A 26,496-nucleotide genomic window follows, 5' to 3' on the forward strand; every position below is an offset into this window, starting at 1 on the left:
GTCAACGTAGTTGACGTGTAAACGGCCCTCCGCGTGCCTTCATGGCCGGAACCTTACGTCAACGCCATTGACGTGTGAACCGCCCGCCCGCTTGCATGGCGCCCACCCAACCACACCACAAGTTCTGGAGCGCCCATGACCACGGCCGATCTGGTCTTCACCCGCGGGCCCGTCTTCACGGCGGACCCGGCCCGCACCCGGGCGACCTCACTCGCCGTCGTCGGCGAGCGGATCGTGGCCGTCGGGCACGACGAGGTGCGGGACCTCGTGGGGCCCGGCACGGAGGTCGTCGACCTGACGGGGAAGCTGCTGCTCCCCGGCTTCCAGGACGCCCACATCCACGCCGTCGGCGGCGGCAAGGAACTGGCGGAGTGCGATCTCACCGGCACGGTCGGCGTCGCCGACTACCTGGAGCTGGTCCGGGAGTACGCGGACGCCCACCCGGAGCGGGCCTGGATCACCGGCGGCGGCTGGTCGATGGAGAGCTTCGAGGGCGGGCTGCCCACCCGGCAGCTGCTCGACTCCGTCGTACCCGACCGGCCGGTCCTGCTGTCGAACCGTGACCACCACGGCGCCTGGGCCAACTCCCGCGCCCTGGAGCTCGCGGGGCTCACCGCCGACACCCCCGACCCGGCGGACGGCCGGATCGAGCGGGAGGCGGACGGCACCCCCAGCGGCGTGCTCCAGGAGGGCGCGATCGGGCTCGTCGCCCGGCTGGTGCCCGAGGCCACCGCCGAGGACCGGCTCGCCGGTCTGCTGCGCGCCCAGAAGCTGCTGCACTCGCTCGGCATCACCGCCTGGCAGGACGCGCTGCTCGGCACCTTCAGCGGCATGGCCGACCCGTCGGAGGCGTATCTGACGGCCGCCGTCGACGGCTCGCTGACCGCCCGGGTGACCGGTGCGCTCTGGTGGGACCGGGAGCGGGGCTCCGAGCAGATCCCCGAACTGGTCGCCCGTCGCGAGAAGTTCACCGCCGGCCGGTTCCGTGCCGGCACGATCAAGATCATGCAGGACGGCATCGCGGAGAACTTCACGGCCGCGATGACCACCCCGTACCTGGACGGCTGCGGCTGCGCCACCGCCAACAGCGGGCTGAGCTTCGTCGACCCCGAGGCGCTGCGCGGGTACGTGACCGAGCTCGACGCCCTCGACTTCCAGGTCCACTTCCACGCCCTGGGCGACCGGGCCGTCCGTGAGGCCCTGGACGCCCTCGAGGCCGCGATCGCCGCCAACGGGCGCCGCGGCAACCGCCACCACCTGGCGCACCTCCAGGTCGTGCACCCCGACGACCTGCCGCGGTTCGCGGCGCTCGGCGCCATCGCGAACATCCAGCCGCTCTGGGCCGCCCACGAGCCGCAGATGGACGAGCTGACCATCCCGTTCCTGGGCCCCGAGCGCGCCGCCTGGCAGTACCCGTTCGGCGATCTGGTACGGGCCGGGGCCACGCTCGCCGCCGGCAGCGACTGGCCGGTCAGCAGCCCGAACCCGATCGAGGGCATCCACGTCGCGGTCAACCGCCGCGACCCCGAGGCCACCGACGACCGGATCTTCTACGCCGAGCAGCGCATCGACCTCACCACGGCGCTCGCCGCCTACACGGCGGGCACCGCGCACGTGAACGGTCTCGACGACACCGGCAGCCTGCGCCCCGGCAACCTCGCCGACCTGGTCGTCCTGGACCGCGACATCCTCACCGGCCCGCCGGAGGAGATCGCCGAGGCCCGGGTCGAGCGGACGTACGTCGGCGGTCGGCTGGTCCACTCGGTCTGACCGGGCCTCAGGCCCTCGGTCGCACCGACGACGCCCGGACGTCGAGGCGCGTCGGGACGAGTGTCCCGGCGGGCTCCCGGCGGCCGTGCTCCAGGACCGCGACCAGGTGCTCGACGCCGGCCTCCGCGACCGCCTCGGGCCGCAGGCTCAGCGTGGTCACCGGCGGCTGGGTGTGCAGGGCCGTGGCGTCCTCGCTGACCAGGACGACCAGCAGGTCGTCCGGGACCTCGTACCCGTGGCGGCGCACCGCCTCCAGGACGAGGGGCGGGCTCGCCTCGGCCACGACCAGGAGGGCGTCGGGACGATCCCGGCCTTCACCGGCCAGGGCGGTCTCGACTCCCTGCACCACCGGCCCGTTGCCCGCCTCCGCGACGCGCACGACCCGCTCCGGCAGGTCGTGGGCGGCGCACCACTCCCGGTGCGCGGCGTACACCTCGATGTGGAAGCGGGTGGTGCTGTCCGGCACCACGAGGACCGGCCGCCGGGACCCCTGCTGCCACAGGTGGTCCAAGGCCTCACGGACGGCGCCGCCCGCGTCGACGTCCACCCAGTAGGCCCCCGGCAGCCCTTCGACGGAGCGGTCCGTGAAGACGGGGATGCCGGCGGCGAGCAGGTCCTCGACGACCGGGTCGTCGGCGACCGGGTCGGCGACGACCACCGCGTCGAGGGACAGGTCGGCCCACTCGCTCTGCAGGGAGCCGGCCGGCAGCAGCACCACGGCGTAGCCGCGGCGCAACGCGGTGGCCGCGGTGGCACCGGTCAGTCTTGCGAAGTACGGCGACTCGAGAAAGGTCCATGGAGTGGCGGCGAACTCGCCGACCACGTATCCGATCAGCCGGGCCCGTCCCGCGCGCAGCTGGCGCGCGGTGGCGTTGGGCCGGTAGCCCATTCTGCGCGCGGTCTCGCGGGCCTTCTCCCGCACCTCGGGGGAGAGTCTTCCGGTGCCGTTGAGCGCCGCCGAGACGGTCGTCTTGGACAGGCCCGCCTCACGGGCCACGTCGACGAGGCGGACGCGCGGGATGGGCGGCGAGGGCTGCCCGCCGTGCCCTGAAGCTTCGGTCATGGGGTGATGGTGCCACCCCCGTGACCTCTGCAAAACCGTTCCCGCAAAGTCGTGTGCAGGTCTTGTGCGGGAACGTTCCCGCACCAATACTCGCTCCATCCCCCCGAGCCCGTCACTACACCTGTAAAGGGGTGGGTCCCTCCCCATGCGCATGCCCAGAGCCCTCGCGCTTCTCGCCTGTACCGCCGCCCTCGCGGCCACCACCAGCGCCTGCTCCGGCGCCACGAAGCAGCCCGTCGCCGGCGGCGGCGCGGACTTCAAGGTCAGCCCGACCTCTCCGACCGCGCAGGGCCCCCTGGACTCCTTCACGTGGTCCCTCTACGCCGAGCCGTACACGCTCGACTACGCCCTCGCGTACGACTACCCGCCGAACACCGTCCTCGCCAACGTGTGCGAGCAGCTGCTGCGGGTCACCCCCGACATGAAGATCGTGCCCGGCCTCGCCGTGAAGTGGCGGCAGCCCGACCCCCGGACCCTCGTCTACACCCTGCGTCCCGGGGTGAAGTTCCACGACGGCACCACCATGACCGCCGACGACGTGGTCGCCTCCCTCAAGCGCCAGATGGACCCGAAGACCGGCTCCCCCTGGGGCTCCTCCTTCAAGAGCGTCGACGCCATCGAGAAGACCGGCCCCCTGGAGGTGACGATCCGCCTCGGCAAGGAGGACGTCCTCTTCTCCGAGCTGATGGCCGCCTCCCCCGGCACCGTCGTGAGCGCCGCCTCGCTCGCCGAGGAGGGAAAGAACTACGGCACCCCCAAGGGCAAGCTGAACTGCACCGGTCCGTACTCCCTGGAGAGCTGGGCCCAGGGCGACAGCATCACCCTCAAGAAGAACCCCGCCTACTGGGACGCCTCGCTCGCCCCCAAGTCCGAGAAGGTGAAGTTCACCTTCATCGAGGACGCCGCGGCCCGCTCCAACGCCTTCCTCTCCGGCACCGCCGACGGCGGCTACATGGTCCCGTCCTCCTCCTTCGCCCAGCTGCGCGCCGGGAACAAGGGCTCGCTCCTCTTCGGCCCCAACACCGCCGCCGCCGACCTCGCGGTCCTCGACTTCCACGGCACGCTCGGCAACCTCAAGGTGCGCAAGGCCCTGTCGATGGCGCTCGACCGGAAGAACATCATCAAGGCCGCGGCCGGCGGCGTCGGCGTCCCCGCCAAGGCCCCCGCCGCGCGCGGCGCCTGGGCGCTGGCCCCGGAGAAGACGGCGGAGCTCTTCGACACGCTGCCCGAGCCCGCGTACGACGTCGAGGCCGCGAAGAAGCTCGTCCAGGAGGCCCACGCGACCGGCCGGACGATCACGATCGTCACCAGCTCGCTCGCACCCGAGATCAGCGTGGTCGCCAACGCCGTCCAGGACGCCGGCCGCCGGATCGGCCTCGACGTCAAGCTGAAGCCGGTCTCCCCCGACGCGTACAGCAGCATCTTCGTCGACCCGTCCGCCCGCGAGGGCCTCGACCTGGTCATCACCAACGGCTACGACAACACGCCCGACCCGCTGGAGTTCTACCAGTACCTGCGCACCGGCGACTTCGGGAACTACGGCCGCTGGTCGAACGCCGAGTACGACGTCGCCTTCGACCGGGCCAACTCCGAGCCCGACCCCGCCAAGCGCGCCGAACTCACCGCGAAGCTCCAGAAGATCGCCATGGACGAGCTGCCCATCATCCCCGTGTACGAGTCGCCCTACTCGGTCTACCTCGGCAAGCGGATCACCGGCGCCCCGACCGGCATCTCCCAGCTCTACTTCCCGTGGGCCGCGACGATCGGGGCCTCCAAGCGATGACGCGCTACCTCGTCGGACGGCTCCTCGGCCTGGTGGCGGTGCTGTTCGTGACCTCCCTCGTGGTCTTCGGCTCCGTCCACCTGGCCCCCGGCGACCCGGTGTCGTTCCTCCTGCACGGCCGCCCCGCGACCCCCGCGACCGTGGCGGCCCTGCGGGCGGAGCACCACCTCGACGATCCGCTGATCACGCAGTACGCGAAGTGGCTCGGCTCCGTCCTGAGCGGCGACTTCGGCCGCTCGGCCCAGTACCACCAGGACGTGGCCTCGCTCATCGGCTCCCGGCTGCCCGGCACCATGCTGCTCGTCGGCTACGCCGCCGTGCTCGTCGCGGTGACCGGGATCGCGGCCGGCATCCTCGGCGCGCTGCGCCCCGGCATCCCGGACCGGGCGGTGCTCATCGGCACCGGTGTCGCCACCGCCACGCCCTCGTTCGTGACGGCCATCGCGCTCGTCTCGCTCTTCTCGGTGCAGCTCGGCTGGTTCCCGGGACCGGGCGGGGGCACCCCGGCGTCGCTCTCCGAGCGGCTCTACCAGCTGACCCTGCCCGCCTTCGCCCTGGCCCTGTCCTTCGCGGGACTCCTCGCCCGGGTGACCCGCTCGGCGATGCTCGACGAACTCGGCCGCGAGCACGTCGAGGTGGCGCGGGCCCGGGGCGTCGCGGGCCGGTCCGTGGTCCGCCGGCACGTGCTGCGCAACGCGCTCGGCCCGGTCGTCACCGTCGGCGGCACGATGCTCGCCGGCCTCCTCATCTCCACCTCGATCGTCGAGACCGCCTTCGACGTCCCCGGGCTCGGCCAGCTGCTCGTGCAGTCGGTCTCCGCGAAGGACTTCACCGTCGTGCAGGCGATCACGCTGCTCAGCGTGGCGGCCTTCGTCCTGGCCAACCTCGTCGTCGACCTGCTCGCCCCGCTCATCGACCCCCGTCTCTCCCTCGGGGAAGGCTCCTCATGACCTCCACCACCTCCGCGGTGCCGTACCGCAGGCCCGGGCTGCGCGCCCTGCGCCTGTTCGGCCAGGGACCGCTCTTCGCGGTCTCGGTCGCGGTGCTCGCCGTGCTCGTCCTGGTCGCCCTGCTCGCACCCGTCCTCGCCCCGTACGACCCCGACGCGCTCGACCTGTCGTCGAGTCTCGTCGGCACCACGGGCGACCATCTGCTCGGTACGGACCAGTCGGGCCGGGACATCCTGTCCCGACTGCTGTACGGCGCCCGCACCGGGCTGCTCGGGCCGCTGCTCGTCGTCGGCGTCTCCACCCTGCTCGGCACGGTCCTCGGCATGGTGGCCGCCTGGCGCGGCGGCTGGGTGGACACGGTGCTCTCGCGGTCCATGGACATGGTCTTCGCGATCCCCGGCCTGCTGCTCGCGATCCTGCTCGTGTCGGTCGTCGGCTCGGGACTCACCGCGCCCGTGATCGCCATGTCCGTCGCCTACACCCCGTACGTGGGCCGGCTCGTGCGGGGCATCGCCCGGCAGGAGAAGGCCCGGCCGTACATCGAGGCGTACCGGGTGCAGGGCTGGTCCGGCTGGACCGTCTCCGTACGCCATCTGCTGCCCAACATCGCGCCGACGGTCTTCGCGCAGTCCGCGATGAACTTCGGGTACGCGCTGATGGACCTGGCAGCCCTGTCCTTCCTCGGCTTCGGGGTGCAGCCGCCGGCCGCCGACTGGGGCGCCATGATCAACGAGGGGCAGGCGGCCGTCCTGCAGGGGGCGATGCTGCCGGCCCTCGCGCCCTCCGCGTGCATCGTGCTCGCCGTGGTGGCGTTCGGCATCGTCGGCGAGGGGCTCGCCGACCGGATCGCGAAGCGGGAACGGTGAACGCGATGAACACAGAGGCGACCGCGCCGGTCCTGGAGATCGAGGACCTCGGCGTCCGCCTGGCCGGCGACCGGGCCGCCCGGCCCATCCTGGACGGGGTGAGCCTGACGGTCCGCCCCGGGGAGACGGTCGGCCTGGTCGGCGAGTCCGGTTCCGGCAAGTCCGTGGCCTGCCGCAGCGTCCTCGGGCTGCTGCCCGCGGGCGCCCGCACCGACGGAGAGGTCCGGGTCGCCGGGCGGAACGTCCTCGCGATGAACCGCGCCGAGCTGACCGCGCTGCGCGCCCGGCAGGTCTCCATGGTCTTCCAGGACCCGCGCGCCTCCGTCAACCCGCTGCGGCGGGTCGGCGACTTCCTCACCGAGGGACTGCGGGCCGCCGGGACCCCCGCCGCCGAGGCGACCGTCCGCGCCGAGGAACTCCTCGACGCCGTCGGCATCCGCGACCCGCGCGGTGCCCTGCGGCGTCATCCGCACCAGTTCTCCGGCGGCATGCTCCAGCGGGTCGTCATCGCGGCGGCCCTCGCGAGCGAGCCGGCCCTGTTGGTCGCCGACGAGCCGACGACGGCGCTCGACGTCACCACCCAGGCCGAGGTCATCTCGATCCTGGCCCGACTGCGGGCCGAACGGGGCACGGGCATGCTGTTCGTCACCCACGACCTCGAACTGGCCGCCACCGTCTGCGACCGGGTGTACGTCATGTACGCGGGCCGGATCGTGGAGACCCGGTCCACGGACGAGCTGTTCGACGCGCCCCGCCACCCGTACACGGCGGGCCTGCTCGCCTGCACCCCGCGCCTCGAACCGGGCGCGCCGGCGCCCCGCCCCATCCCGGGCCGCCCCGTCTCCCTCGCGGAGGCTCCGCCCGGCTGCTCCTTCGCCGCGCGCTGCGCCCACGCGGTGCCGCGCTGCGCGGAGGAGAAGCCCGCGCTCGTGCGCCATGGGAACGGGCTCGCCGCCTGCCACCGTGCCGAAGAAGGGATCACGCTGTGACCGTCCTGCTCGAGGAGGGCCTGGTCGTCGAAGGACTGCGCAAGCAGTACGGGGACCACACGGCGGTCGACGACGTGTCGTTCACGCTCGCGCCCGGGTCCTCGCTCGCCATCGTCGGGGAGTCCGGCAGCGGCAAGACGACCACGGTCCGGATGCTCGTGGGCCTGGAACGGCCGGACGGCGGCACGGTCCGCCTCGACGGCCGGGACCGCTCCGCGCGTCCCCGGGGCCGGGCCGAACGGCTCGCCAGGGCCCGGGAGATCCAGATGGTCTTCCAGGATCCGTATCTGTCGCTCGACCCCCGGATCTCCGTCTCGGGCTGCCTGGACGAGGTGCTGCGCCTGCACACCGACCTCGACCAGACCGCACGCCGGGACCGGGTCGCCGAGCTCCTCGACCAGGTGGGGCTCGGCGCGCGCGAGGCCTCGGCGCTGCCCCGGGGCCTGTCCGGCGGTCAGCGTCAGCGCGTGGCGATCGCGCGGGCCCTCGCCGTGAAGCCCCGGGTCCTCGTCCTGGACGAGGCCGTCGCCGCGCTCGACGTGTCGATCCAGGCGCAGATCCTCGAACTGCTCGGCACGATCCGCCGGGAGTCGGGCATCGGCTATCTGTTCGTCACCCACGACCTGGCCGTGGTCCGGCACATCGCGGACGAGGTCCTGGTGCTGAAGTCCGGCCAGGTCGTGGAGACGGGCCCGACCGCGCGCGTCCTGGACGCGCCGGAGCACCCGTACACCCGGCTCCTCCTGGACTCCGTGCCCCGGCGACTCAGGCGGCCGGCGGGGCAGGGGTGACGTCCGCCTCCCCGGTCCACGGGGGCCGGGGAGGCGGGCCCGTCAGTCCCGCGGGTGCGGTCGGGCCCGGAGGCGCCGTTCAGTCCCGCGGGTGCGGTCGGTCCCGGACGTGCCGTTCGCTTCTGCAGGTGCGTCAGTCCCGCAGGCGTGCGAGGACCGCGCGCATCGAACGTTCCAGGACCGCCCGGGACTCGTCGGTGGGATCGACCAGTTCGAAGCCGTGGTGGGCGTTCGGGGCGTCGATGACCTCGACGTCGGCCCCGCGCTTCCCGGCGGCGGTCAGGAACTCCTCGACGGTCGCCGCGATGGCCTCGTGCTCGAGTCCGGCGCGGGTCAGCACGATCGGAGGCCCGTCCGCGGTGCCCACGGTGTCCACCGGGCGGAAGCGGGACTCCACCATCTCCCAGCCGGGGAGCGGCGCCAGCGCCGGATAGTTGGCCGCCACGCACCGCAGCCACGGCGTGGGCGCGGCGAGCCAGTCCGCGGCGAGGAGCCCGCCGGTGGAGAAGAACCAGAGCGCGATGCGGTCCCCGTCGACGCGCGGATCGGCGCGGACCTGCTCGACGGCCGCGGCGAGGTCCCCGGCGGCCCGGGGGTAGTCGGCGAGGCCGTGGAGCCGGAGGTCCACGGTGACTCCGACGACGCCCGCGCCCGCCGCGTAGCGGCCGTACCCCAGGAAGAACGGCGCGTCCCGTGGCGTGGGGCGCCGCTCGGGGTCGATGGGGCCGCCGTGGACGAAGACGATCGCCGGCCGGGGCCCTTCGCCGTCCGGGAGGTGCAGGTCGACCCGTCCGACGCGGTCGCGCGGCCGCTCGGGCACGTCGACGAGGAAGGGCCTCAGGTGGGACGGCTCCTCGTGCTCGTGCTCGGGTGCCGTCACCCGGTGGCCGCCGCCGGCGGCCGCGCGGACGAGCACCTCGGCCAGTTCCCCGGGTGCGGAGAGCATCGGCCAGTGGCCGGTGGCGAGGTCGAAGAAGCGGAACCTGTCCTCGGTGAACACGCGGAGCTGCGGCGGGCCCGACGCCACCGCCATCTCGACCATGGCGATGCTCTGCCCGTTGGCGTTGCAGAGGATGCCGGTGTTCGGCAGGGTGTGCGCGGCGCCGGTCAGGTGCAGCGGCTCGGTGAGCGTACGGGGCGGCTGCGGCGCGGCCTCGCGCTCCAGGCGCGCCAGGGCGTCGGCGGGGATCCCCTCGATGCTGCCCCACCTCGGCCAGGTGCCCGGCTCGGGCGGCGGGACCGGCGCGTCGGGCCGTCCCGCGAGCAGCTCACGGACCTCCGGGTCGGGTACGGAGCGTACGGCGGCGTCGCCGCCCTGCGGGGGTCCGGTGTCGACGGAGACGATCCGGGTGACGCGACCGGCGCGCCGGTCGGCGGCGCCGAACACCGGGTACAGACCGTATCCGTGCCCGACGAGGACGACGTCGGTCGCCGCGATACCGTCGATCAGCCGGACCAGTTCCTCGATGTGCGTCTCCAGGCCGGTCTCGTCACCGGCCTCGGCCCGCCGGTCCCCCATCCCGGTCAGGGTCACCGGGTGGGCCTCCGCTCCCGTCTCCCGCAGCCGGGCCGCGGTCTCCTCCCACACCCAGCCACCGGTGAAGGTGTCCGACACCAGTACGAACGCCGTCATGACCGTCTCCTCGCCTCTTGGGGGATGTCTCGCGGTCACGTTAGGAACTCCCCCTGCGGGAGATTCAAGCGCGCGGCCCACGGGGCGCCCCGCGGGCCGCGTCCATGGGGCGTCGGGCCGTCTCGGGCCGGCAGGCCGTCAGAATGGTGGGGTCCGAAGATGGTCGGAGTCCGCTGAAAGAGGTTCACCTCGTGTTGTCCGACGGTCTGTTGAGCATCGGGGAGCTGGCCGCACGGGCGGGCGTCACCGTCAAGACCGTGCGGTTCTACTCCGATCGCGGTCTGCTGCCCGAGGCGGCCCGCAGCTCCGGCGGCCATCGCCGGTACGGGGCCGAGGCGCTCGACCGGCTGCGGTTCATCCGCTCGCTGCGCGCTCTCGACCTGCCGGTGCCCGAGGTGGAGCGGGTCCTGGAGCGGGACGGGGCCGACACGGTCCTCGAAGAGGCCGTCGCGGATCGGTTGCGGGACGTGGGCTCCCAGCTGGTGGCGCTGCGCTGGAAGGAGGCCTCCCTGCGGCTGATCCAGGAGTCCGGCGCCGGGGAGCGCGTGGAGCGGCTGCGGCTGCTCGGCGCGTTGCCGGCCCCGCCGGACACGGACGCCCTGGCGCGTTTCTGGCGCCGGGCCCTGCCGGCACGGCTGCCGGGGCGGGTGGTGTCCACGGTCCTCGACGCGGTGGTGCCGACGCCTCCGGAGGACCCGGGCCCGGAGCAGGTGCTCGCGTTCGCCCGGCTGCACGCGCTCGTCACCGACCCGCGCCTCGAACGGCCGGAGTTCCGGCCCGCGCCGCCGCTGCCGGACGGCGAGTACCGTCCGGTCGTCCTCTACGAGGGACTCGCCGAGGCGTACGGGCTCGCCTCGGCCGAGGTCCGGGCAGGGCGGGAGCCGCACGACGGCGGGGCCCTGGACTGTTTCGTCGCCGCCTACGCCCTGGCGCGCGGGGAGCCGGACACGCCGGACTTCCGGCGCCACCTCCTCGGTCTGCTCGCCCTGGACGACAGCCCGGTGCTCCCCCGGTACTGGAAGCTGGCCGCCGGCCTGTTCGCCCCGGGCGAGCCGCCCCTCGGCCTGCTGCACCATCACCTGTCGACGGCCCTCCGGGCCGAGGTCCACGGCCCGGCCGCCTGACGTCGCCGGTGCACCCGGGGGTGTGGTCATCGGCGGCACCCGGGTGAGTGCGCGCTTGCGGGGCGGCGGGGCGGGGAAGGGGCGCACGGACTCAGGACGACAAGGAGGTGGTGCCGGTGTCGGGGCCGACGACCGGGGACGGGATGGGTGCACCGTGCTGGCTGAGCCTGTCCGCCCGCGATCCGGAGGAGGCGCGGCGCTTCTACGGGGCCGTGCTCGGGTGGACGTTCCGGCGGGCCGAGCTCGACGACGCGTACGTGGTGGGTGAGCGGGACGGGGTGCCGGTGGCCGGGATCGCGGCGCTGGCCGCCGAGCCGGCGGTGCCGGTGGCCTGGACGGTGTTCTTCTCCGTGGACGACGCGGACGCGGCGGTGGCGCAGATCCGGGAGCGCGGCGGGACGGTCGGCGTGGGGCCGATGGCGTATCCGCTGGGTGGGCGCGCGGCGATCGCGACGGATCTCGACGGTGCGGTGTTCGGGGTGTGGGAGGGGCGGCCGGTGTCGCGCTGGCACGTCGGGGAGCGGCAGGCTCCGGCCTGGGTGGAGCTGCACACCCGCGACGCCTTCGACGCGGCCGTGTTCTACGGCGGGGTGCTCCGCTGGGCGGACGGGAGTCCGGGCGCGAGCGAGGTGTCGTACGAGCACGACCGGGTGGTGCTGCGGCGGGAGGGCGAGGCCGTCGCCCGGCTCGACAGCGGTCCGGTCGAATCCGCCTCGTCCCGGCCGCAGTCGAGGCCGCGCTGGCTGGTCCGCTTCCGGGTGCGCGATCTGGCGGCGGCTCAGGAGGCGGTCGTGGCGCACGGCGGGGCGGTGGTGCCGGGCGGAGAGTGGGCCGGGGTGCGGCCTTCGGACGCGGACGACACGCGCCGGGTGGTGGTCCGGGACCCGGACGGGGCGCTGTTCACCTTGGAGACGGAGGACGGAGGAGGATCCGGGGCCGTGTGATCCACCGCTCTCTGTTCGAAAGATCCTTGTGTGCACCGTAGATGATCCTGCAATCTTCATCTCGTACAGGATCAGGTTCGGCATGCATGAGCGACGCAGGAGGGAAGGGCCCCATGAGCGGCGAGCGCCCCGAGCTGTACGAGATGTTCGACGAGCGGTTCCTCACAGGACGGTGCATGTACGGGGACGACGCTCTCGAGGTCCTCCACACGGGCTGCCGCTGGGCGGAGGGGCCGATCTATCTGCCCGCCTGGCGGCAGCTGATCTGGAGTGACATCCCGAACGACCGGATGCTGCGCTGGGACGAGGAGACGGGTACGGTCGGCGTCTTCCGCCGCACGGCCGGGCACACCAACGGCAACACCCTCGACCGCCAGGGCCGGCTGATCTCCTGCGAGCAGGGCAACCGGCGCGTGACGCGCACCGAGCACGACGGCACGGTCACCGTCCTCGCGGACCGCTGGCAGGGCAGGCGCCTGAACAGTCCGAACGACGCGGCGGTGAAGTCCGACGGGTCGATCTGGTTCTCCGATCCGGACTTCGGCATCACCAGCGACTACGAGGGCTACCGCGCGGAGAGCGAGATCGGCTCCAACAACGTGTACCGCATCGATCCGGACAGCGGTGAAGTGCGGCTGGTGTCGGACGAGTTCGCCGCGCCGAACGGTCTCGTCTTCTCCCCTGACGAGCGGCAGCTGTTCGTCTCCGACACCCGGGCGGGATTCATCCGGGTCTTCGACGTGCGCGAGGACGGCACGCTCTCCGACGGCAAGGTCTTCGCCGACGCGTCGGCCCGGGAGAAGGCCCGCTTCGACAACCTCCGCTTCGACGCGGCCGGCCGCCTCTGGGCCGCCGCGATGGCCGACGGGGTGCACTGCTACGACCCTGACGGCACCCTCATCGGACGGCTGGACGTCCCGGAGGCGGTCGCCAACATCTCCTGGGGCGGCGCCAAGCGCAACCGTCTCTTCATCGCCGCCGAGACCAGCCTGTACTCGGTCGTGATGAGCGCCACGGGCACCCACCCGACCGGCCCCGGCCGCCGGCCCTGGCTGGACACGGCGGCCTGAGGCAGGGCGGCCCTGACTGGACCCGGCGGCCCGAGGCGCGGTCGGGGGGCCGTCAGTTCACGGCGGCGCGGGCGGCGACGCCGGCGAGGAGCCGCTCGCGCCGGGCCGGGTCGGTCGCCAGGTCGATCGCGGTCCACGCCATGGCCAGGCCCCCGTCGAGGACGGCGCGGTCGGCGGCGGCCGTGGTGCCGTACCGGGTGAAGTCCGGGTGGTGCATGATCGTGTCGCCGCAGTCGTACCCGATGGAGGGGTGGATCGTCGGGACGAGGTGCGAGACGTTGCCCATGTCGGTCGAACCCCCGCGCAGACCGGGGTCGCTGGGGAGGACCGTGCGGCCGAGGGCCTCGGCGGCGGCCTGGTAGCTCCGGCCCATGGCGAGGTCCTGGCGCAGGTCGGCGTAGTCGTTGCCGACGGTCTCCAGGACGAGCTCGGCGCCGGTGGCGAGGGCTCCGGCCTCGAAGCAGGCCCGGACCCGCGCCTGGAGCTCGGCGAGCTCCTCGCTGGTGCGGGCGCGGACGTCGTACGTCGCGGTGGCACGGTCCGGGATGACGTTCGCCGCGTCGCCGGCCGAGGTGACGACGCCGGAGACGACGGCGCCGGGGACCATCTGCTGGCGGTGGGCGGCGATCGCGACCTGGGCGATCATCATCGCGTCGGCGGCGTTGACGCCCCGGTGCGGCATCGCGGCGGCGTGCGCGGGGACGCCGGAGTACGCGACGGAGAGGCTGCTGATCGCGAGGGTGGACAGGCCCACGGCGTCCTGCGGCGCGGCGTGCACCATCATGGCCGCCGCCACGTCGTCGAAGGCGCCGGCGCGGAGCATGTCGACCTTGCCGCCGCCCGACTCCTCGGCGGGGGTGCCGAGGAGCGCGACGGTGATGCCGAGGTCGTCGGCGAGCGGCGCCAGGGCCAGGGCGGCGGCCACGGACGCCGAGCCGTTGACGTTGTGGCCGCAGGCGTGGCCGATCCCCGGGAGCGCGTCGTACTCCGCGCAGATCCCCACGACCAGGTCGCCGCTGCCGGCGGTGGCGCGGAAGGCGGTGGGCAGTCCGTACGCCTCGCGGGTCACGTCGAAGCCGGCGCGCTCGACGAGGTCCGTGATGCGGCGGGCGGCGCGGTGCTCCTCGTAGGCGAGTTCGGGGTCGGCGTGCAGGGCGTGGCTGAGCCCGACGACCACGTCCCGGTGGCGGGTGAGAGCGGCCCGGCTGTGCTCGCGGGCCGTGGTGGTCGTCGTCATCGGAGGTCCTTCGACGGGGTGCGGTACAGGAGGGACGCGGCGCCGCCCGCGAGGGAGATCACGGCGCACAGCACCCAGGAGGTGGTGTAGGCGCCGAGGTCGGGCAGGGTGTGGCCGGTGGCGGTGTGGTTCGCGAAGACGGTGAGGACCGCGGCGGCGCCGAGCGAGCCGCCGACGTTGATGATCAGCTCGTTGATGCCGGAGCCGACGGAGGTCCGGTCGTGGGGGACGGACTCGACGGCGAGGGTGCGCGTGGAGTGCTGGAGGAAGCCGTTGCCGAGTCCGGCGATCGCGGTGCCGAACAGGAAGACCGGCGCGGAGGCGTGTGCGGCGAGGGCGGTCACGTATCCCACGGCCATGAGGGCGGAGCCGGTGACGAGGGTGAGGCGGTCGCTGATCCTCGCTGCCACGGCGGGGGCGGCGAGGGCGGCGAGGGCCATGGCGAGGAGGTTGGGGAGCAGTCCGAGGCCGATGGCGGCAGGTCCGTAGCCGAAGCCGTACCCGGTGTCGGCGGGGCTCGTGCCGAGGAAGACGGAGTGGGCGACCTGGAGGCCGAGCATGCAGAAACTGAACGCCAGGGTCACGACGGACACGACGACCACGTTGCGGCGGCGGAACATCCGGACGTCGATCATGGGTTCGGCGGTCCGGAGTTCCACCAGCACCCACAGGGCGGTGACCAGCGTGCCGCCGATCAGGGTGGCGAGGGTCCGGGTGGAGGTCCACTCCCAGCCGGGGGTGCCGCCGAGACCGAGGGCGAGCATCAGGGCGACGAGGCCGACGGAGAGCAGGACCGCGCCGGCCCAGTCGACGGAGCCGCCGGGGCGGTCCTCGGATTCGGGGAGCAGGGGCCAGGTCACGACCAGGGCGATGCTCGCGCCGATCGCGGGCACCCAGAGGGCGGCGGTGGGGCTGTCGACGGTGGAGGCGACGACACCGCTGGACAGCAGGCCGAGGGTGAGGCCGCCGATCAGCGCGGCGACCATGCGGCTGATGCCGCGGCGGCTCTCGGCGTCGCCGCCGTCGGGGCGGTTGCGGAGGATGCCGACGAGGAGCGGGAAGAAGCCCGCGATGGCGCCCTGGAGGATCTGGCCGGCGAGCAGCACCGGGAAGGAGCGGCTCAGTCCGACGAGGACGGATCCGGCGATGACGATCGCGAGGTTCCAGCGCAGGAGCCGGCGGTGGCCGTAGAGGTCGCCCATGCGGGAGAGGACCGGCGTGAACGCGACGCTGGCTAGCAGGTTCGCGATGCTGATCCAGTTCAGGTCGGCCGCCGTGACCTTCAGGGTGTCGGTGAGGCCCTTGAGCAGCGGGGAGAGGAAGCCCTGGGTGATGCCGCTGGAGAGCTCGACGAGCGCGACCGAGGCGATGACCGCGCCGGCGGGAACGGGGCGTACGGCTCTTCTCCGTACGGGGGCGGTGCGGGTACCGGCGTCCGTCATACGTACTACCTCTTCGGGAGGGCCGCGTGGGCTCGATGGGGGGTGGGGGCCGCCCGGCGGGTGGGGTACGGGGGCGGAAGATGCACCACAATGTGGCGAGCGGGCAGCACTTCAGGCAAGAGTCGAGCGCGAAGACGGCCGAATGCGGCAGGGGGTGGGGGGTCCGCGGCGGATTCGGGCAGGAGGAGGTCGAGCGGGGCGCCTTCGGGCGGGCCGTGCGACCGGGAGGAGAAGAGGCGCGATGACGCTGGACGCGCTGGACCACGGGATCCTGAAGGTCCTGCACCGCGATCCCCGCGCACCGTTCGCGGAGGTCGCGGCGGCCGTCGGGGCGCACGAGCGGACCGTCGCGCGCCGGCTGGAGCGGATGACCGCCGACGGGCGGGTCGCGTTCGTGGCGGCGCTCATCCCCGAGTACCAGTACGAGGGCGTGACGGCGGAGATCGCCGTACGGTGCGCGCCGGGCCGCGTCCACGAGGTGGCGCTGACGCTCGCCACCCTGGAGGAGACGCGGTCCGTGGAGGTCGCCACCGGGGCGCTCGACGTGTTCGTCGAGCTCCAGGCGGCCGGTCACGACGCGCTGCTCACCCTCGTGGACACGGTGATCGGCCGGCTCGACGGGGTCGTGGACGTCCACTCGGCGGTGGTGCTCCGGCTGCTGCTCACGGCCAGCGACTGGGCACCGTACGACGACGAGCCCACGGACGTGCGGCGGCACGCCATCGAGGGCACCGCGCTCCCGGAGCCGCCCGTCGTGGACGAGCTCGACCGGCGGCTCGTCGAGCTGCTCCGGCGCGACGCCCGCATGTCGACGACCCGCCTGGCGCGGGGGCTGAGCGTCGGCGAGACGACGGCCCGGCGGCGCCTGGCCCGGCTGACGGCCTCGCACGTGCTGCATCTGCGGCTGCACGCCGATCCGGAGGTCCTCGGCTATCCGGTGGAGGCGCGGTTCCGGCTGGGGGTGCCGCACCGGGAGCTCGACGCGGCGATCCGGCTGCTCGCGCGGGAGGCGGCCGTGCGCCATCTGGTGGTGACGAGCGGCGGGACGAGCCTGCTCGGATACTCCAGCCATCGCGACACCCGGGACTTCCAGGAGTTCACGGCCCGGGTCTTCGCCCGTCTTGAGGGCGTGACGTCGACGGAGACCGCGCTGCTGATGCGTACGTACAAGAGGGCGGGAATCACGGTGGGCCAGGGCTGAGGGGGCGACCGCGTGACGCACCGGGCACGCGTGACGAGGGCCTCCGTCGACCGCGTCTCCGCGGTCGACGGGGGCCCTCCGGGGTCCGGCGCGCGCCTCTGCGGTCCGCCCGCCGGACGGGGCGGCGGCGACGCGGGGCCGTCCCCACGTACCCCGCGGCGGCGCGCCCCGGTCGTGACCGTCAGGCGGTGGTGGCCTGCGAGTTCGTGCGCGGGCCGGTCCCGGATTCGGCGCCCCGGGCGTCGCCGGAGGCCGGCGCCGCGAACCTCGCGGGGATCAGCGCGGCGACGACGGCCGCCACCAGGCCGACCCCGCAGCCGATGAGCATGGCCACGCGGAAGCCGCCCTCGGAGGGCAGCACATGGCCGCCGAGGGTGGTGGTCATCTGGGCCAGGACGACACCGATGACGGCGGCCGAGACGGAGGTGCCGATGGAGCGCATCAGGGTGTTGAAGCTGTTGGCGGAGGCGGTCTCCTCCTGCGGGACCGCGCCCATGATGAGCGCCGGCATGGCCCCGTAGGCGAGTCCGACGCCGGTGTTGCAGATGAGGGTCACGGTGAGCAGACCCCAGGTGGAACCCATCAGGGCGAGGGAGGAGCCGTACCCGGCGGAGATGACGAGCGCGCCGACCGAGAGCGTGACCTTCGGGCCGCGTGCGGCCGAGAGCTTGGCGCCGAGCGGCGCCAGGATCATCATCATCAGGCCGGCCGGGGCCATCCAGAGCCCCATCGCCATCATCGACTGGCCCAGGCCGTAGCCGGTCGCCTCGGGCAGCTGGAACAGCTGGGGGACGACCAGGGACTGCGCGTACATCGCGAAGCCGACCAGGACCGAGGCCGCGTTGGTCATCAGGACGACCGGGCGGGCGGTGACGCGCAGGTCGACGAGCGGGTCGGAGGTGCGCAGCTCCCAGACGCCCCAGGCGAGCAGGACGACGGCCGCGACGGCGAACAGGCCGAGGGTGGTGGCGCTGCCCCAGCCCCAGGTCGCGCCCTTGGAGACGGCGAGCAGCAGGGCGACGAGACCGATGCCGAGGCCGAGGGCGCCCGGCAGGTCGAAGCGGCCGGGGGCGGCGGCGCGCCGCCCGTCGGGGACGACGCGCCAGATGAGGGCGCCGACCACGACGCTCAGTCCGGCGGCGACCCAGAAGAGCACGCGCCAGCTGGCGTTCTCGGCGACGGCGGCGGAGAAGGGCAGGCCGAGGGCGCCGCCGACGCCCATGGAGGCGCTCATCAGGGCGATGGAGCCGCCGAGCTTCTCGGGCGGGAGGATGTCGCGGAGCAGGCTGATGCCGAGGGGGACGACGCCCATGCCGAGGCCCTGAAGTCCGCGTCCGACGATCATCGGGACGACGGAGGAGGCGAGGGCGCAGACCACCGAGCCGGCGACCAGCGGGACGACGGAGGCGAGCAGGACGCGCCGCTTGCCCAGGGTGTCGCCGAGCCGGCCGGCCACGGGGGTGGCGACGGCTCCGGCGAGGAGGGTGGCGGTGATCACCCAGGAGGCGTCGGAGGCGGTGGTGCCGAGCAGTTTGGGGAGGTCGCCGATGAGCGGCACCACCAGGGTCTGCATGAGTGCGGCGACGATGCCGGCCATGGCGAGGACGCCGACGACGCCGCCGGGGCGGGCGTCGGGCTTGGAGCCGTCCACGGGTTCTCCCTCGGTACTTTCTTCGGTTTTTCAGGAACAGTTATATGCATCATGCACATCGATTGCATCATGCACAAGCCGTGCATGATGCACATAATTGCGCGACAAGAGAGAATGACCCCATGGACAAGCCCACCCACCTGGTCGAGTTCGAGAGCATGCTGCTCGGACGCCACGCCCACCTGTACGGGCCCCGCTCGCGCGCGGCCGGCGACCACCTCGACCGCAGCGCGTACGTCCTCCTCACCCGCATCCGGATGCACGGGCCGATGTCCATCGGACAGCTCACCGAGGCCTTCGGCCTCGACGCCTCCACCCTCAACCGGCAGACCGCCGCGATGCTGCGCGCCGGGGTCGTGGAGCGCATCCCGGATCCGGACGGCGGCATCGCCCGCAAGTTCCGCATCACGGAGGAGGGCGAGCGCCGCCTGGACGCCGACCGCGCCTTCAACGTCGCGGGCCTGGAGCGGGTGATGGAGGACTGGTCACCCGAGGACGTGGCCCGCTTCGCCGCCTACCTCGAACGCTTCAACAGGGACATCGAGCGCCTCGAAGGCCGCCCCTGGCCCCGGCCGTGACATCCCGTCAGGCGCCGCGGTGCATGGCGGCCCGCCGGTCCGCCGTCGCCAGGGCGGTGTTGACGAGCGCCACGGCGGCGAAGGAGGCCGCCCACACCGGCCGGCCGAGGTCGAGGAGCGCGAGCGCCGCCGCGCCGAACACCAGGGCCTTCACGCACAGAACGCCCGCGAGCGGCACCCGGAACCGGGCCCTGGGGGCGGCGAACAGGCCCCAGACGAGGGCCGCGAGGGCGGGCGCGGCGACCGCGAGCAGCAGCCGGAGCACCACGTGCTCCGCGCTCTCCCATCCCCACCAGGCCAGGACGGCCAGCGCGGCGAGCTCAAGCAGGAACGCCAGACCTTCGTTCAGTACGTGCAGCGGCGCGGGCAGCTTCATCGGGGACCTCTCGACGTCGATCACGCGTACGACCGCCCGAGCTTAAGGCCCCTCGGGCGGGGACGTCCCGGGCGAGGACGTCGGTGGTGGTGAAGAGGGAACGCGCCGGGGTTTCCGGTCCGCCCCCGCCCGGGGTGGTACGGGTCGGGCGCGGCGCAGGAGCGCAGGGGTCGGGCGCGTCCGCCCGAACGGGAGCGTCGGGGAACGAAGGGGGCGGACGGGGGGATACGTCCACCTTCCTGACGTGCCCAGATCAACAATACGTAACGCCAACCGGCTTCTCGGACAGAACACTTCCTTCCGCACCGCCCGTCTGGGATCTTGCGTCCACCCCACACATCACAGGGCCCGGCCGGCGCCACCCGCGCCACCGGGTCATCGGAGGACGCATTGTTTTCCCAGATATCCGGCCGGATGAGACTCTCGGCCCTCGCGCTCGGCACGACCCTGGCGCTCGGCACGGCCGCCGGCCTCGCTCAGGCCGCGCCCCTGGACAACGAGCCGCTCGCGGCCCGTTCGGTCGCCCCCGCCGCCGCTCCCGCGGCCGCCGCGGCGCCCGCCGCCTGGGCCGCCGGAACCCGCGCCTACCTGGTCATCACGGCTCCCGGCGACACCACCGCGGTCCGCAACGCCGTGGCCGCCAACGGCGGTTCCGTCTTCTCCTCCTTCGACGCGATCGGCGTGATCGTCGCGCACTCGACCTCCGCCTCCTTCGCCGCCACGATGCGCGGCGTCGCCGGCGTCCAGAAGGTCGGCGCGACCCGCACCTCCGACGTCCCCGCCGACGCCTACAACCCGGCGCTGCCGGCCAACCCGGCGCAGGCCGCGGCTCCCACGACGGAGCCCGTCCGCTCGGACATGACCCAGATCAAGGCCGACCAGGCCTGGGCCGTCAACCAGGGCTCCGCCACCGTCAAGGTCGGCATCCTGGACACCGGCGTGGACGACCAGCACCAGGACCTGGCGCCGAACTTCAACGCCGCCGACTCGGTCTCCTGCGCGTACGGGAAGCCGGACACCCGGGTCGGTGCCTGGCGCGACGTCGACCAGCACGGCACCCACGTCGCCGGCACGGTCGCGGCCGCCAAGAACGGCAAGGGCGCCATCGGCGTCGCGCCGGGCGTGAAGATCTCCTCGGTGCGCATCGCCGAGCCCGGCACCACGCTGTTCTTCGCGGAGAACACGATCTGCGGCCTCGTGTGGGCCGGTGACCACGGCTTCAAGGTCACCAACAACAGCTACTACACGGACCCGTGGCAGTTCAACTGCCCGAACGACCTCGACCAGGCGGCCATCCTGGAGGGCGTGGGCCGCGCCCAGGCGTACGCCGAGGGCAAGGGCTCCCTCCAGGTCGCGGCGGCCGGCAACTCCAACGTCGACCTGGCCAACAAGACCACCGACACGTCGAGCCCGAACGACTCGACGCCGGTGACCCGGACCCTCACCAACGACTGCCTCGACATCCCGGCCGAGCTGCCGGGCGTGGTCACGGTCGCGGCGAACGGCACCAGCGGCACGTCGAAGGCGTCGTTCTCGAACTACGGCAAGGACGTCATCGAGGTCTCGGCGCCCGGCGAGTCCGTCTACAGCACCGCCCCCGGCGGCAAGTACGCCACGCTGAGCGGCACGTCGATGGCCTCCCCGCACGTGGCGGGCGTGGCCGCGCTGCTCGCCAGCGCCAACCCCGCGTACACCCCGGCGGACATCCGGGCGAAGCTCGGCGAGCAGGCCACCGACCTGGCCTGCCCCGCGGACGCCCGCTGCACCGGCACCACCGCGAAGAACAGCTTCTTCGGCGAGGGCCGCGTGGACGCCCTGAAGGCCGTCGGCGGCTCCACCCCGCCGGCCGGGGCGTACTTCGAGAACCTCACGGACTACGCGATCGCGGACAACTCCACGGTCGAGAGCCCGATCACCGTCAGCGGCGTGACCGGGAACGCACCGGCCACGCTCAAGGTGGGCGTGGACATCAAGCACACCTACATCGGTGACCTCAAGGTCGACCTGGTGGCCCCGGACGGCACCGTGTACACGCTGCACAACCACACCGGCAGCAGCACGGACAACATCCTCCAGACGTACACGGTCAACGCCTCGGCGGAGGTCGCGAACGGCGTCTGGAAGCTGCGGGTGAACGACAACGCCAGCCAGGACACGGGCCGCATCGACGCCTGGAACCTGACCTTCTGACCCACCCCCACCCGGGGAACGGGGCCGGAGCCGCTGTGGCTCCGGCCCCGTTCGCGTACCCGGGGCACCTCGCCCGGAAGAAAGTCCGTACCGGGGGGTAGGCCTCCCCGGGGCCCTTGCTATACGTTCCGTCTAACAAGCTTGCTAGACGCGATGTCTAACAAGCGCCCGAGCCGCACGAGCGACCCCGAGGAGCCGCACCATGGCAAGCAGCACCGTCCGCCCGGACGACGAAGACCGCGACGTCGCCGAACGGCTGCTCCTGTCGGCCGCGAAGCTCTCCTACGACCCCGCCGCCGAGGTCGACTGGGACACCCCCCTCGACAAGGACTTCCACGGCCAGAGCCCGGAGTGGAACAGCCTCTACGGGACCGCCTACTGGCACGAGATGACCGAGGAGCAGCGCAAGGAGCTGACCCGTCAGGAGTCGGCCTCGGTGGCCAGCACCGGCATCTGGTTCGAGATGATCCTCCAGCAGCTGGTGCTCCGCGACATCTACCTCATGGACCACACCGACCCCCGGTTCCAGTGGGCGCTCACCGAGATCGCCGACGAGTGCCGCCACTCGATCATGTTCGCCCGGGGCTCCGAGAAGCTCGGAGCGCCCGCCTACCGGCCGAAGCGGGCCGTGCTCGAACTCGGGCGCTTCATGAAGACGGTCGGCTTCGGCGAGGCCGCGTACGCCGGCATCCTCGTCGCCGAGGAGGTCCTCGACGTCATGCAGCGCGACTGGATGCGCGACGAGCGGGTCGTCCCCTTCGTCCGGACCATCAACAACATCCATGTCGTCGAGGAATCCCGGCACATGAAGTTCGCCCGTGACGAGACGCGCCGCCACCTCGCCCGCGCGAGCAGGCCGCGCCGCCACTTCCAGGCCCTCGTCGTCGCCATCGCCGCGTACTACATCATCACCAGCCTGGTGAACCCGGAGGTGTACGTGCGGGCCGGACTCGACCCCGAGCGCGCCCGCCGCGAGGCCGCCGCCAACGAGCACTACAAGGCGCTGCTGCGCGCCAGCTGCGCCGGGCTCATGGAGTTCCTCGCCTCGGCCCGTCTGCTGACCCGGCCCGCGCTCCACTTCTACAAGCGCGCGAACCTCATCTGACCCCCTCCCCCGGATCCGAGCTGAGCCGACGCCATGACCTACGCCATCACCCAGACCTGCTGCAACGACGCCACCTGCGTCGCCGTCTGCCCGGTCAACTGCATCCACCCGACGCCGGACGAGCCGGACTTCGGCACGACGGAGATGCTCTACATCGACCCGAAGAGCTGCATCGACTGCGGCGCCTGCGCGGACGCCTGCCCCGTCGACGCGATCTTCCCGGCCGACCGCCTCACCGAACGGCTGCGGGAGTACGAGGGGATCAACGCCGCCTACTACGCGGACCGCGAGCCCGCTCCCGTCCTCGCCTCGCCGACCTTCCACACCTGGGGCGAGCCGGACTTCGCCCGCTCGCTCCCCTCCGACTTCGCCCCGATCCGCGTCGCGGTCGTCGGCACGGGACCGGCCGGCATGTACGCCGCCGAGGACCTCCTCCTGCACACCAACGCCGAGGTGACGCTGATCGACCGGCTGCCGGTCGCCGGCGGACTCGTCCGGTACGGCGTGGCTCCCGACCACCCGGCGACCAAGGGAGCCGGGGAGACCTTCGCCCGCTTCCACTCCCACCCCCGGGTCCGCATGCGGCTCGGCGTCGAGATCGGCACGGAGGTCACCCCCGAGGAACTCGCCGCGCACCACGACGCGGTCGTCTACGCGGTGGGCGCGCCCACCGACCGCCGGCTCGGCATCCCCGGCGAGGACCTGCCGGGCAGCGTCTCGGCGACCTCGGTCGTCTCCTGGTACAACGCGCACCCGGAGACCGGTGCGGACGCCGTCCGGCCCTCCGCCGAGCGGGTCGTCGTGGTCGGCAACGGCAACGTCGCGCTCGACGTCGCCCGCGTCCTCGTCACGGACCCCGACGCCCTCGCCCGTACGGACATCGCCGACCACGCCCTCGCCGCCCTGCGGGACGCGTCCGTACGGGAGGTGGTGCTCCTGGGCCGCCGCGGACCCGAGGACGCCGCGTACACCACCTCCGAACTGCTCGCCCTCAAGCACCTGCCCGGGGTCGACCTCGTCGTCGACGACCGGGACCCGCGCACCGGCACGGCCATCGACGCGGCCGCGCCCGGCACGAAGGCTGCGCTCCTGAAGGGCGTGGAGCGGGAGGTGGTGGACTGGACGGGGTCCCCGGTGCGGGACCGGCGGCGGATCGTGCTGCGCTTCCACTCCGCCCCCGTCGAGGCCGTCGGCAGCGACGCGGTGCGGGCGGTCCGGGTGACGGAGGACGGAGAGCCGTCCGGTACGGAGATCACGGCGGGGCTCCTCGTCCGGGCCATCGGCTACCGGGGCGTGCCGCTCGCGGGGCTGCCGTTCGACGAGACGACCGGCACCGTGCCGCACGAGGCCGGCCGGATCGTGGGGCTGCCCGGCAGCTACGTCGTCGGCTGGATCAAGCGCGGACCCTCCGGGGGCATCGGGGCCAACCGGGCCTGCGCCGGGGAGACGGTGGGGACGCTGCTCTCGGACGCGGTCGCCGGGGCGCTGCCGAAGCCGACGGGCACTGCTCAGGAGTTCCGCCGCCTCGCGCGGAGCCGCAGCGGGAAGGGGCTCGTCGACGCGCGCGGTCTCGCCTCCATCGACCGGACCGAGCGGGCCCGGGGCCGGGACGCGGGGCGTCCTCGGGTCAAGCTCGCCACGGTGCCGGAGCTCGTCGCGGCGGCGCGGGGCGGCCGGCTGCGGCTGCGGGGCTGATCGACCGGACGACCCTGAGGATCCGGCCCGGGACGGCGGGCCGGTACGGGTCAGCCGTACGGTCAGACGGAGACGGCCAGCGCCTGGCGGACGACGATCGCGTTGAGCCGCACGGCGAAGGGCACGACGTCGGTCAGGTCGAGTGCCAGCGTCTCGGCCTTCGGCAGTTCGACGGTCACGTCGACGCAGAAGGCCAGGGCGTACATGTGGTCCCCGGTCTCCTCGTCCTGGAGGGCGAAGAACAGGTCCCGGTAGAAGCGGGTGCGGTCCCCGGACTCCTCGTAGAAGGAGAGTCCGGGCTGCCCCTCCTGCGCGGCGAGACCGGTGAAGGCCTGGACGAGCTCCCGCTCGACCGTGGCCCAGAAGCCGGCCTCCGCGCACTCCGGCGGCAGCGCCTGGCGGACGGCCTCCTTGAGGGAGAGGACCATGACGAGGACGGGGGCGTGCTCCTGGAGCCCCCAGCCCCGGACCATCTTCACCACGTCGCTGTCCGGGACGGCCGCGGCCGCCCGGTGGATCGCCTCGAAGTCGAAGTTGACGGTCGCCGGGGCGATCGCCTCCTGGAACACCCGGTCGATGGACCGGGCCTGCGCGAGGTGGTCCGGTGCCACCTCGACGACGGTCCTGAAACTGGCGGCCAAAGCTCCTCCTGGATGATCTCGGTGATCAGGAGGGGTCAGTATGCCGAGGCGCCCGCGGCCGGGTGCCCGGCGTCCGCCGTGCGGACGGTTCAGCCGCGGCCGCGGCGCGGCTTCCCGCTGCGGCCGGAGCCCTGGCCGCCCTTGCGGGACGCCGCGGGCCTGCCTCCGGTGCGGGAGCCGCCGCCCGGCTTCCCGGGCTTCGCCGGCTTCGCGGCCCGCTGCTCCCTGGGCTGCTTCTGGCCCTTCTTCTCCTCGGCGCGGCGGCCCCGGGTGCTGTTCACGGTGCGGCCGCGCACGATGCCGATGAACTCCTCCACCAGGTCGGGCGCCTCGTCCGCCGCCGGCCACGACAGGGCCACCCGCGACTGCGGGACGCCGACGAGGGTCCGGTAGGTGAGGTCCTTGCGGTGGTGCAGCCGGGCCAGCGACTGCGGGACGGCGAGCACGCCGACACCGGCCGCGACCAGCTCGATCGCGTCGGCGGTCGTCGCCGGGCGCTCCATGGCGGGGCGGCCGGGCGGCTGCTCCCAGCCGAGGGCGTCGTCGAGGGGGTGCAGGACGAGCTCGTCGGCGAGGTCGTCGGCCGAGACCTCCTCGACCGCAGCGAACAGATGGTCCTTGGGGACGACGACGACCGTCGTCTCGGTGTAGAGCGGGATCGCGCTGAGGTCGTCCCGGTCGACGGGCAGCCGGACGAGGCCGGCGTCCGCGGTGCCCTCCCGGAGCGCGCCGAAGGCCTCGGCGGGGGTCACGGCGACGAGCGTCAGGGGCACGTCGGGCAGGCGCTCGTTCCAGATCCGCACCCACTTCGCGGGTGTCGCTCCCGGCACGTAGGCGAGCCGGAAGGAGGGGGAAGGGGAAGCGGAGGAAGAGGGGGAATCCGAGGGGGAAGCGTCCGTGCCTGTCACCCCGCCAGGTTACCGGTAGCCGTGTGGTCGGAGCTCGCCCGCATGCTCGATACCCTTGACACCATGACGTCGCACCAGAACACCCAGACGATGAAGCCCGCGACCGCGGCGAAGAAGCTGGGTGTGTACCTCGAGGCCACCCCCGCAGAGTTCCAGGAGGGTGTCGTCTCGCGCACCGAGCTGAACGAGCTCCAGGCCAACCCGCCCGCCTGGCTCCAGGAGCTCCGCAAGAACGGTCCGCACCCCCGTCCGGTGGTCGCGGCGCGGCTGGGCGTCTCCATCGCCGGTCTCGCGCGCGGCGGCATCACCGACCCGCTGACCACCGAGCAGATCGAGGAGCTCCGGCAGGAGTCCCCGGAGTGGCTGCAGAAGGAGCGCGCCACCCAGGCGGAGGTCCGCAAGGAGAACCTCCGCATCAAGGAGCGCAACGAGGAGCGGGCGCGCAAGCAGCAGCGCGCCTGATCGGCTCTCTCCCCCACGCCGGTCCGG

23 protein-coding genes are annotated in these 26,496 nt (G+C 73.2%); 15 read left to right on the forward strand and 8 right to left on the reverse strand.

The features are described 5' to 3' along the window. Window positions 1–135: 135 nt before the first annotated feature. Window positions 136–1,770 carry an amidohydrolase gene (locus ACFYX3_RS09805; protein WP_389010386.1) on the forward strand — a complete coding sequence of 545 codons (1,635 nt, stop codon included), beginning with the start codon at window positions 136–138 and terminating at the stop codon, window positions 1,768–1,770. 7 nt (window positions 1,771–1,777) lie between these two features. On the opposite strand, the gene ACFYX3_RS09810 is transcribed toward ACFYX3_RS09805, so the two are convergent. Beyond that, complete coding sequence (locus tag ACFYX3_RS09810; RefSeq protein WP_389010389.1) at window positions 1,778–2,833, reverse strand: LacI family DNA-binding transcriptional regulator; 1,056 nt, start codon at window positions 2,831–2,833, stop codon at window positions 1,778–1,780. A 145-nt stretch (window positions 2,834–2,978) separates the two neighbouring features. Here ACFYX3_RS09810 and ACFYX3_RS09815 point away from each other — a divergent pair, with 145 nt between their 5' ends. From ACFYX3_RS09815 to ACFYX3_RS09835, 5 genes are read left to right on the forward strand one after another with little or no spacing between them, the layout of a single operon-like run. Beyond that, the gene (locus ACFYX3_RS09815) at window positions 2,979–4,616 is read left to right on the forward strand and encodes an ABC transporter substrate-binding protein (RefSeq protein ID WP_389010392.1); all 1,638 of its coding nucleotides are present in this window, start codon (window positions 2,979–2,981) and stop codon (window positions 4,614–4,616) included. Then, the gene (locus ACFYX3_RS09820) at window positions 4,613–5,566 is read left to right on the forward strand and encodes an ABC transporter permease (RefSeq protein WP_389010395.1); all 954 of its coding nucleotides are present in this window, start codon (window positions 4,613–4,615) and stop codon (window positions 5,564–5,566) included. The genes ACFYX3_RS09815 and ACFYX3_RS09820 overlap by 4 nt, the downstream gene beginning before the upstream one ends. Then, on the forward strand, window positions 5,563–6,432 hold the full coding sequence (locus ACFYX3_RS09825; RefSeq protein ID WP_382663640.1) for an ABC transporter permease: 870 nt from the start codon (window positions 5,563–5,565) through the stop codon (window positions 6,430–6,432). The genes ACFYX3_RS09820 and ACFYX3_RS09825 overlap by 4 nt, the downstream gene beginning before the upstream one ends. A gap of 5 nt (window positions 6,433–6,437) precedes the next feature. Further along, complete coding sequence (locus ACFYX3_RS09830; RefSeq protein WP_389010399.1) at window positions 6,438–7,421, forward strand: ABC transporter ATP-binding protein; 984 nt, start codon at window positions 6,438–6,440, stop codon at window positions 7,419–7,421. A gap of 5 nt (window positions 7,422–7,426) precedes the next feature. Continuing rightward, complete coding sequence (locus ACFYX3_RS09835) at window positions 7,427–8,212, forward strand: ABC transporter ATP-binding protein (RefSeq protein ID WP_389010549.1); 786 nt, start codon at window positions 7,427–7,429, stop codon at window positions 8,210–8,212. Between the two features lie 133 nt (window positions 8,213–8,345). Here ACFYX3_RS09835 and ACFYX3_RS09840 read toward each other — a convergent pair whose 3' ends face one another. Further along, window positions 8,346–9,845 (reverse strand): alpha/beta fold hydrolase, encoded by a 1,500-nt coding sequence (locus ACFYX3_RS09840; RefSeq protein WP_389010401.1) that lies wholly within the window; start codon window positions 9,843–9,845, stop codon window positions 8,346–8,348. A 191-nt stretch (window positions 9,846–10,036) separates the two neighbouring features. On the opposite strand from ACFYX3_RS09840, the gene ACFYX3_RS09845 reads away from it, so the two are divergent. The 3 genes from ACFYX3_RS09845 (at window position 10,037) to ACFYX3_RS09855 (ending at window position 12,983) form a co-directional block, all read left to right on the forward strand. After that, the gene (locus tag ACFYX3_RS09845) at window positions 10,037–10,969 is read left to right on the forward strand and encodes a MerR family transcriptional regulator (protein WP_389010404.1); all 933 of its coding nucleotides are present in this window, start codon (window positions 10,037–10,039) and stop codon (window positions 10,967–10,969) included. 116 nt (window positions 10,970–11,085) lie between these two features. Continuing rightward, complete coding sequence (locus ACFYX3_RS09850) at window positions 11,086–11,913, forward strand: VOC family protein (RefSeq protein ID WP_389010407.1); 828 nt, start codon at window positions 11,086–11,088, stop codon at window positions 11,911–11,913. Window positions 11,914–12,026: 113 nt separating this feature from the next. After that, window positions 12,027–12,983, forward strand: coding sequence for an SMP-30/gluconolactonase/LRE family protein (locus ACFYX3_RS09855; protein WP_389010552.1), 957 nt, complete (start codon window positions 12,027–12,029; stop codon window positions 12,981–12,983). A gap of 52 nt (window positions 12,984–13,035) precedes the next feature. Here ACFYX3_RS09855 and ACFYX3_RS09860 read toward each other — a convergent pair whose 3' ends face one another. Beyond that, window positions 13,036–14,220, reverse strand: a complete 1,185-nt coding sequence (locus ACFYX3_RS09860; RefSeq protein ID WP_389010410.1) for an amidohydrolase — start codon at window positions 14,218–14,220, stop codon at window positions 13,036–13,038. Continuing rightward, window positions 14,217–15,662, reverse strand: coding sequence for an MFS transporter (locus ACFYX3_RS09865; protein WP_389010413.1), 1,446 nt, complete (start codon window positions 15,660–15,662; stop codon window positions 14,217–14,219). The genes ACFYX3_RS09860 and ACFYX3_RS09865 overlap by 4 nt, the downstream gene beginning before the upstream one ends. Window positions 15,663–15,903: 241 nt before the next feature. On the opposite strand from ACFYX3_RS09865, the gene ACFYX3_RS09870 reads away from it, so the two are divergent. Beyond that, complete coding sequence (locus tag ACFYX3_RS09870; RefSeq protein WP_389010416.1) at window positions 15,904–16,863, forward strand: Lrp/AsnC family transcriptional regulator; 960 nt, start codon at window positions 15,904–15,906, stop codon at window positions 16,861–16,863. Between the two features lie 181 nt (window positions 16,864–17,044). Here ACFYX3_RS09870 and ACFYX3_RS09875 read toward each other — a convergent pair whose 3' ends face one another. Continuing rightward, window positions 17,045–18,514: an MFS transporter gene (locus tag ACFYX3_RS09875; protein ID WP_389010419.1), complete on the reverse strand. Its 1,470-nt coding sequence runs from the start codon at window positions 18,512–18,514 to the stop codon at window positions 17,045–17,047. 122 nt (window positions 18,515–18,636) lie between these two features. Here ACFYX3_RS09875 and ACFYX3_RS09880 point away from each other — a divergent pair, with 122 nt between their 5' ends. After that, on the forward strand, window positions 18,637–19,092 hold the full coding sequence (locus tag ACFYX3_RS09880; protein WP_116157378.1) for a MarR family winged helix-turn-helix transcriptional regulator: 456 nt from the start codon (window positions 18,637–18,639) through the stop codon (window positions 19,090–19,092). A gap of 7 nt (window positions 19,093–19,099) precedes the next feature. Here ACFYX3_RS09880 and ACFYX3_RS09885 read toward each other — a convergent pair whose 3' ends face one another. Next, entirely contained in the window at window positions 19,100–19,492 is a 393-nt protein-coding gene (locus ACFYX3_RS09885; protein WP_389010423.1) for a DUF2568 domain-containing protein, read from the reverse strand. 390 nt (window positions 19,493–19,882) lie between these two features. On the opposite strand from ACFYX3_RS09885, the gene ACFYX3_RS09890 reads away from it, so the two are divergent. From ACFYX3_RS09890 to ACFYX3_RS09900, 3 genes are all read left to right on the forward strand, one after another. Next, entirely contained in the window at window positions 19,883–21,658 is a 1,776-nt protein-coding gene (locus ACFYX3_RS09890; protein WP_389010426.1) for a S8 family serine peptidase, read from the forward strand. Window positions 21,659–21,860: 202 nt separating this feature from the next. After that, window positions 21,861–22,763: a diiron oxygenase gene (locus tag ACFYX3_RS09895; protein ID WP_389010429.1), complete on the forward strand. Its 903-nt coding sequence runs from the start codon at window positions 21,861–21,863 to the stop codon at window positions 22,761–22,763. A 33-nt stretch (window positions 22,764–22,796) separates the two neighbouring features. Next, window positions 22,797–24,458, forward strand: a complete 1,662-nt coding sequence (locus ACFYX3_RS09900) for an FAD-dependent oxidoreductase (RefSeq protein WP_389010432.1) — start codon at window positions 22,797–22,799, stop codon at window positions 24,456–24,458. 62 nt (window positions 24,459–24,520) lie between these two features. On the opposite strand, the gene ACFYX3_RS09905 is transcribed toward ACFYX3_RS09900, so the two are convergent. Together ACFYX3_RS09905 and ACFYX3_RS09910 are read right to left on the reverse strand one after the other, a co-directional pair. Continuing rightward, the gene (locus tag ACFYX3_RS09905; RefSeq protein WP_376592414.1) at window positions 24,521–25,099 is read right to left on the reverse strand and encodes a Type-2Aa cytolytic delta-endotoxin; all 579 of its coding nucleotides are present in this window, start codon (window positions 25,097–25,099) and stop codon (window positions 24,521–24,523) included. Between the two features lie 89 nt (window positions 25,100–25,188). Next, window positions 25,189–26,007, reverse strand: a complete 819-nt coding sequence (locus ACFYX3_RS09910) for a LysR family substrate-binding domain-containing protein (protein WP_389010436.1) — start codon at window positions 26,005–26,007, stop codon at window positions 25,189–25,191. A 63-nt stretch (window positions 26,008–26,070) separates the two neighbouring features. Between ACFYX3_RS09910 and ACFYX3_RS09915 the strand changes: the two genes are divergently transcribed. Continuing rightward, window positions 26,071–26,469 carry a DUF5997 family protein gene (locus ACFYX3_RS09915; RefSeq protein ID WP_352028633.1) on the forward strand — a complete coding sequence of 133 codons (399 nt, stop codon included), beginning with the start codon at window positions 26,071–26,073 and terminating at the stop codon, window positions 26,467–26,469. Window positions 26,470–26,496: the final 27 nt, after the last annotated feature.

Origin of the sequence: Streptomyces sp. NPDC002463, from assembly GCF_042889835.1 — a bacterium.
In the GTDB taxonomy this organism is placed as follows: Bacteria; Actinomycetota; Actinomycetes; order Streptomycetales; family Streptomycetaceae; genus Streptomyces; species Streptomyces nymphaeiformis.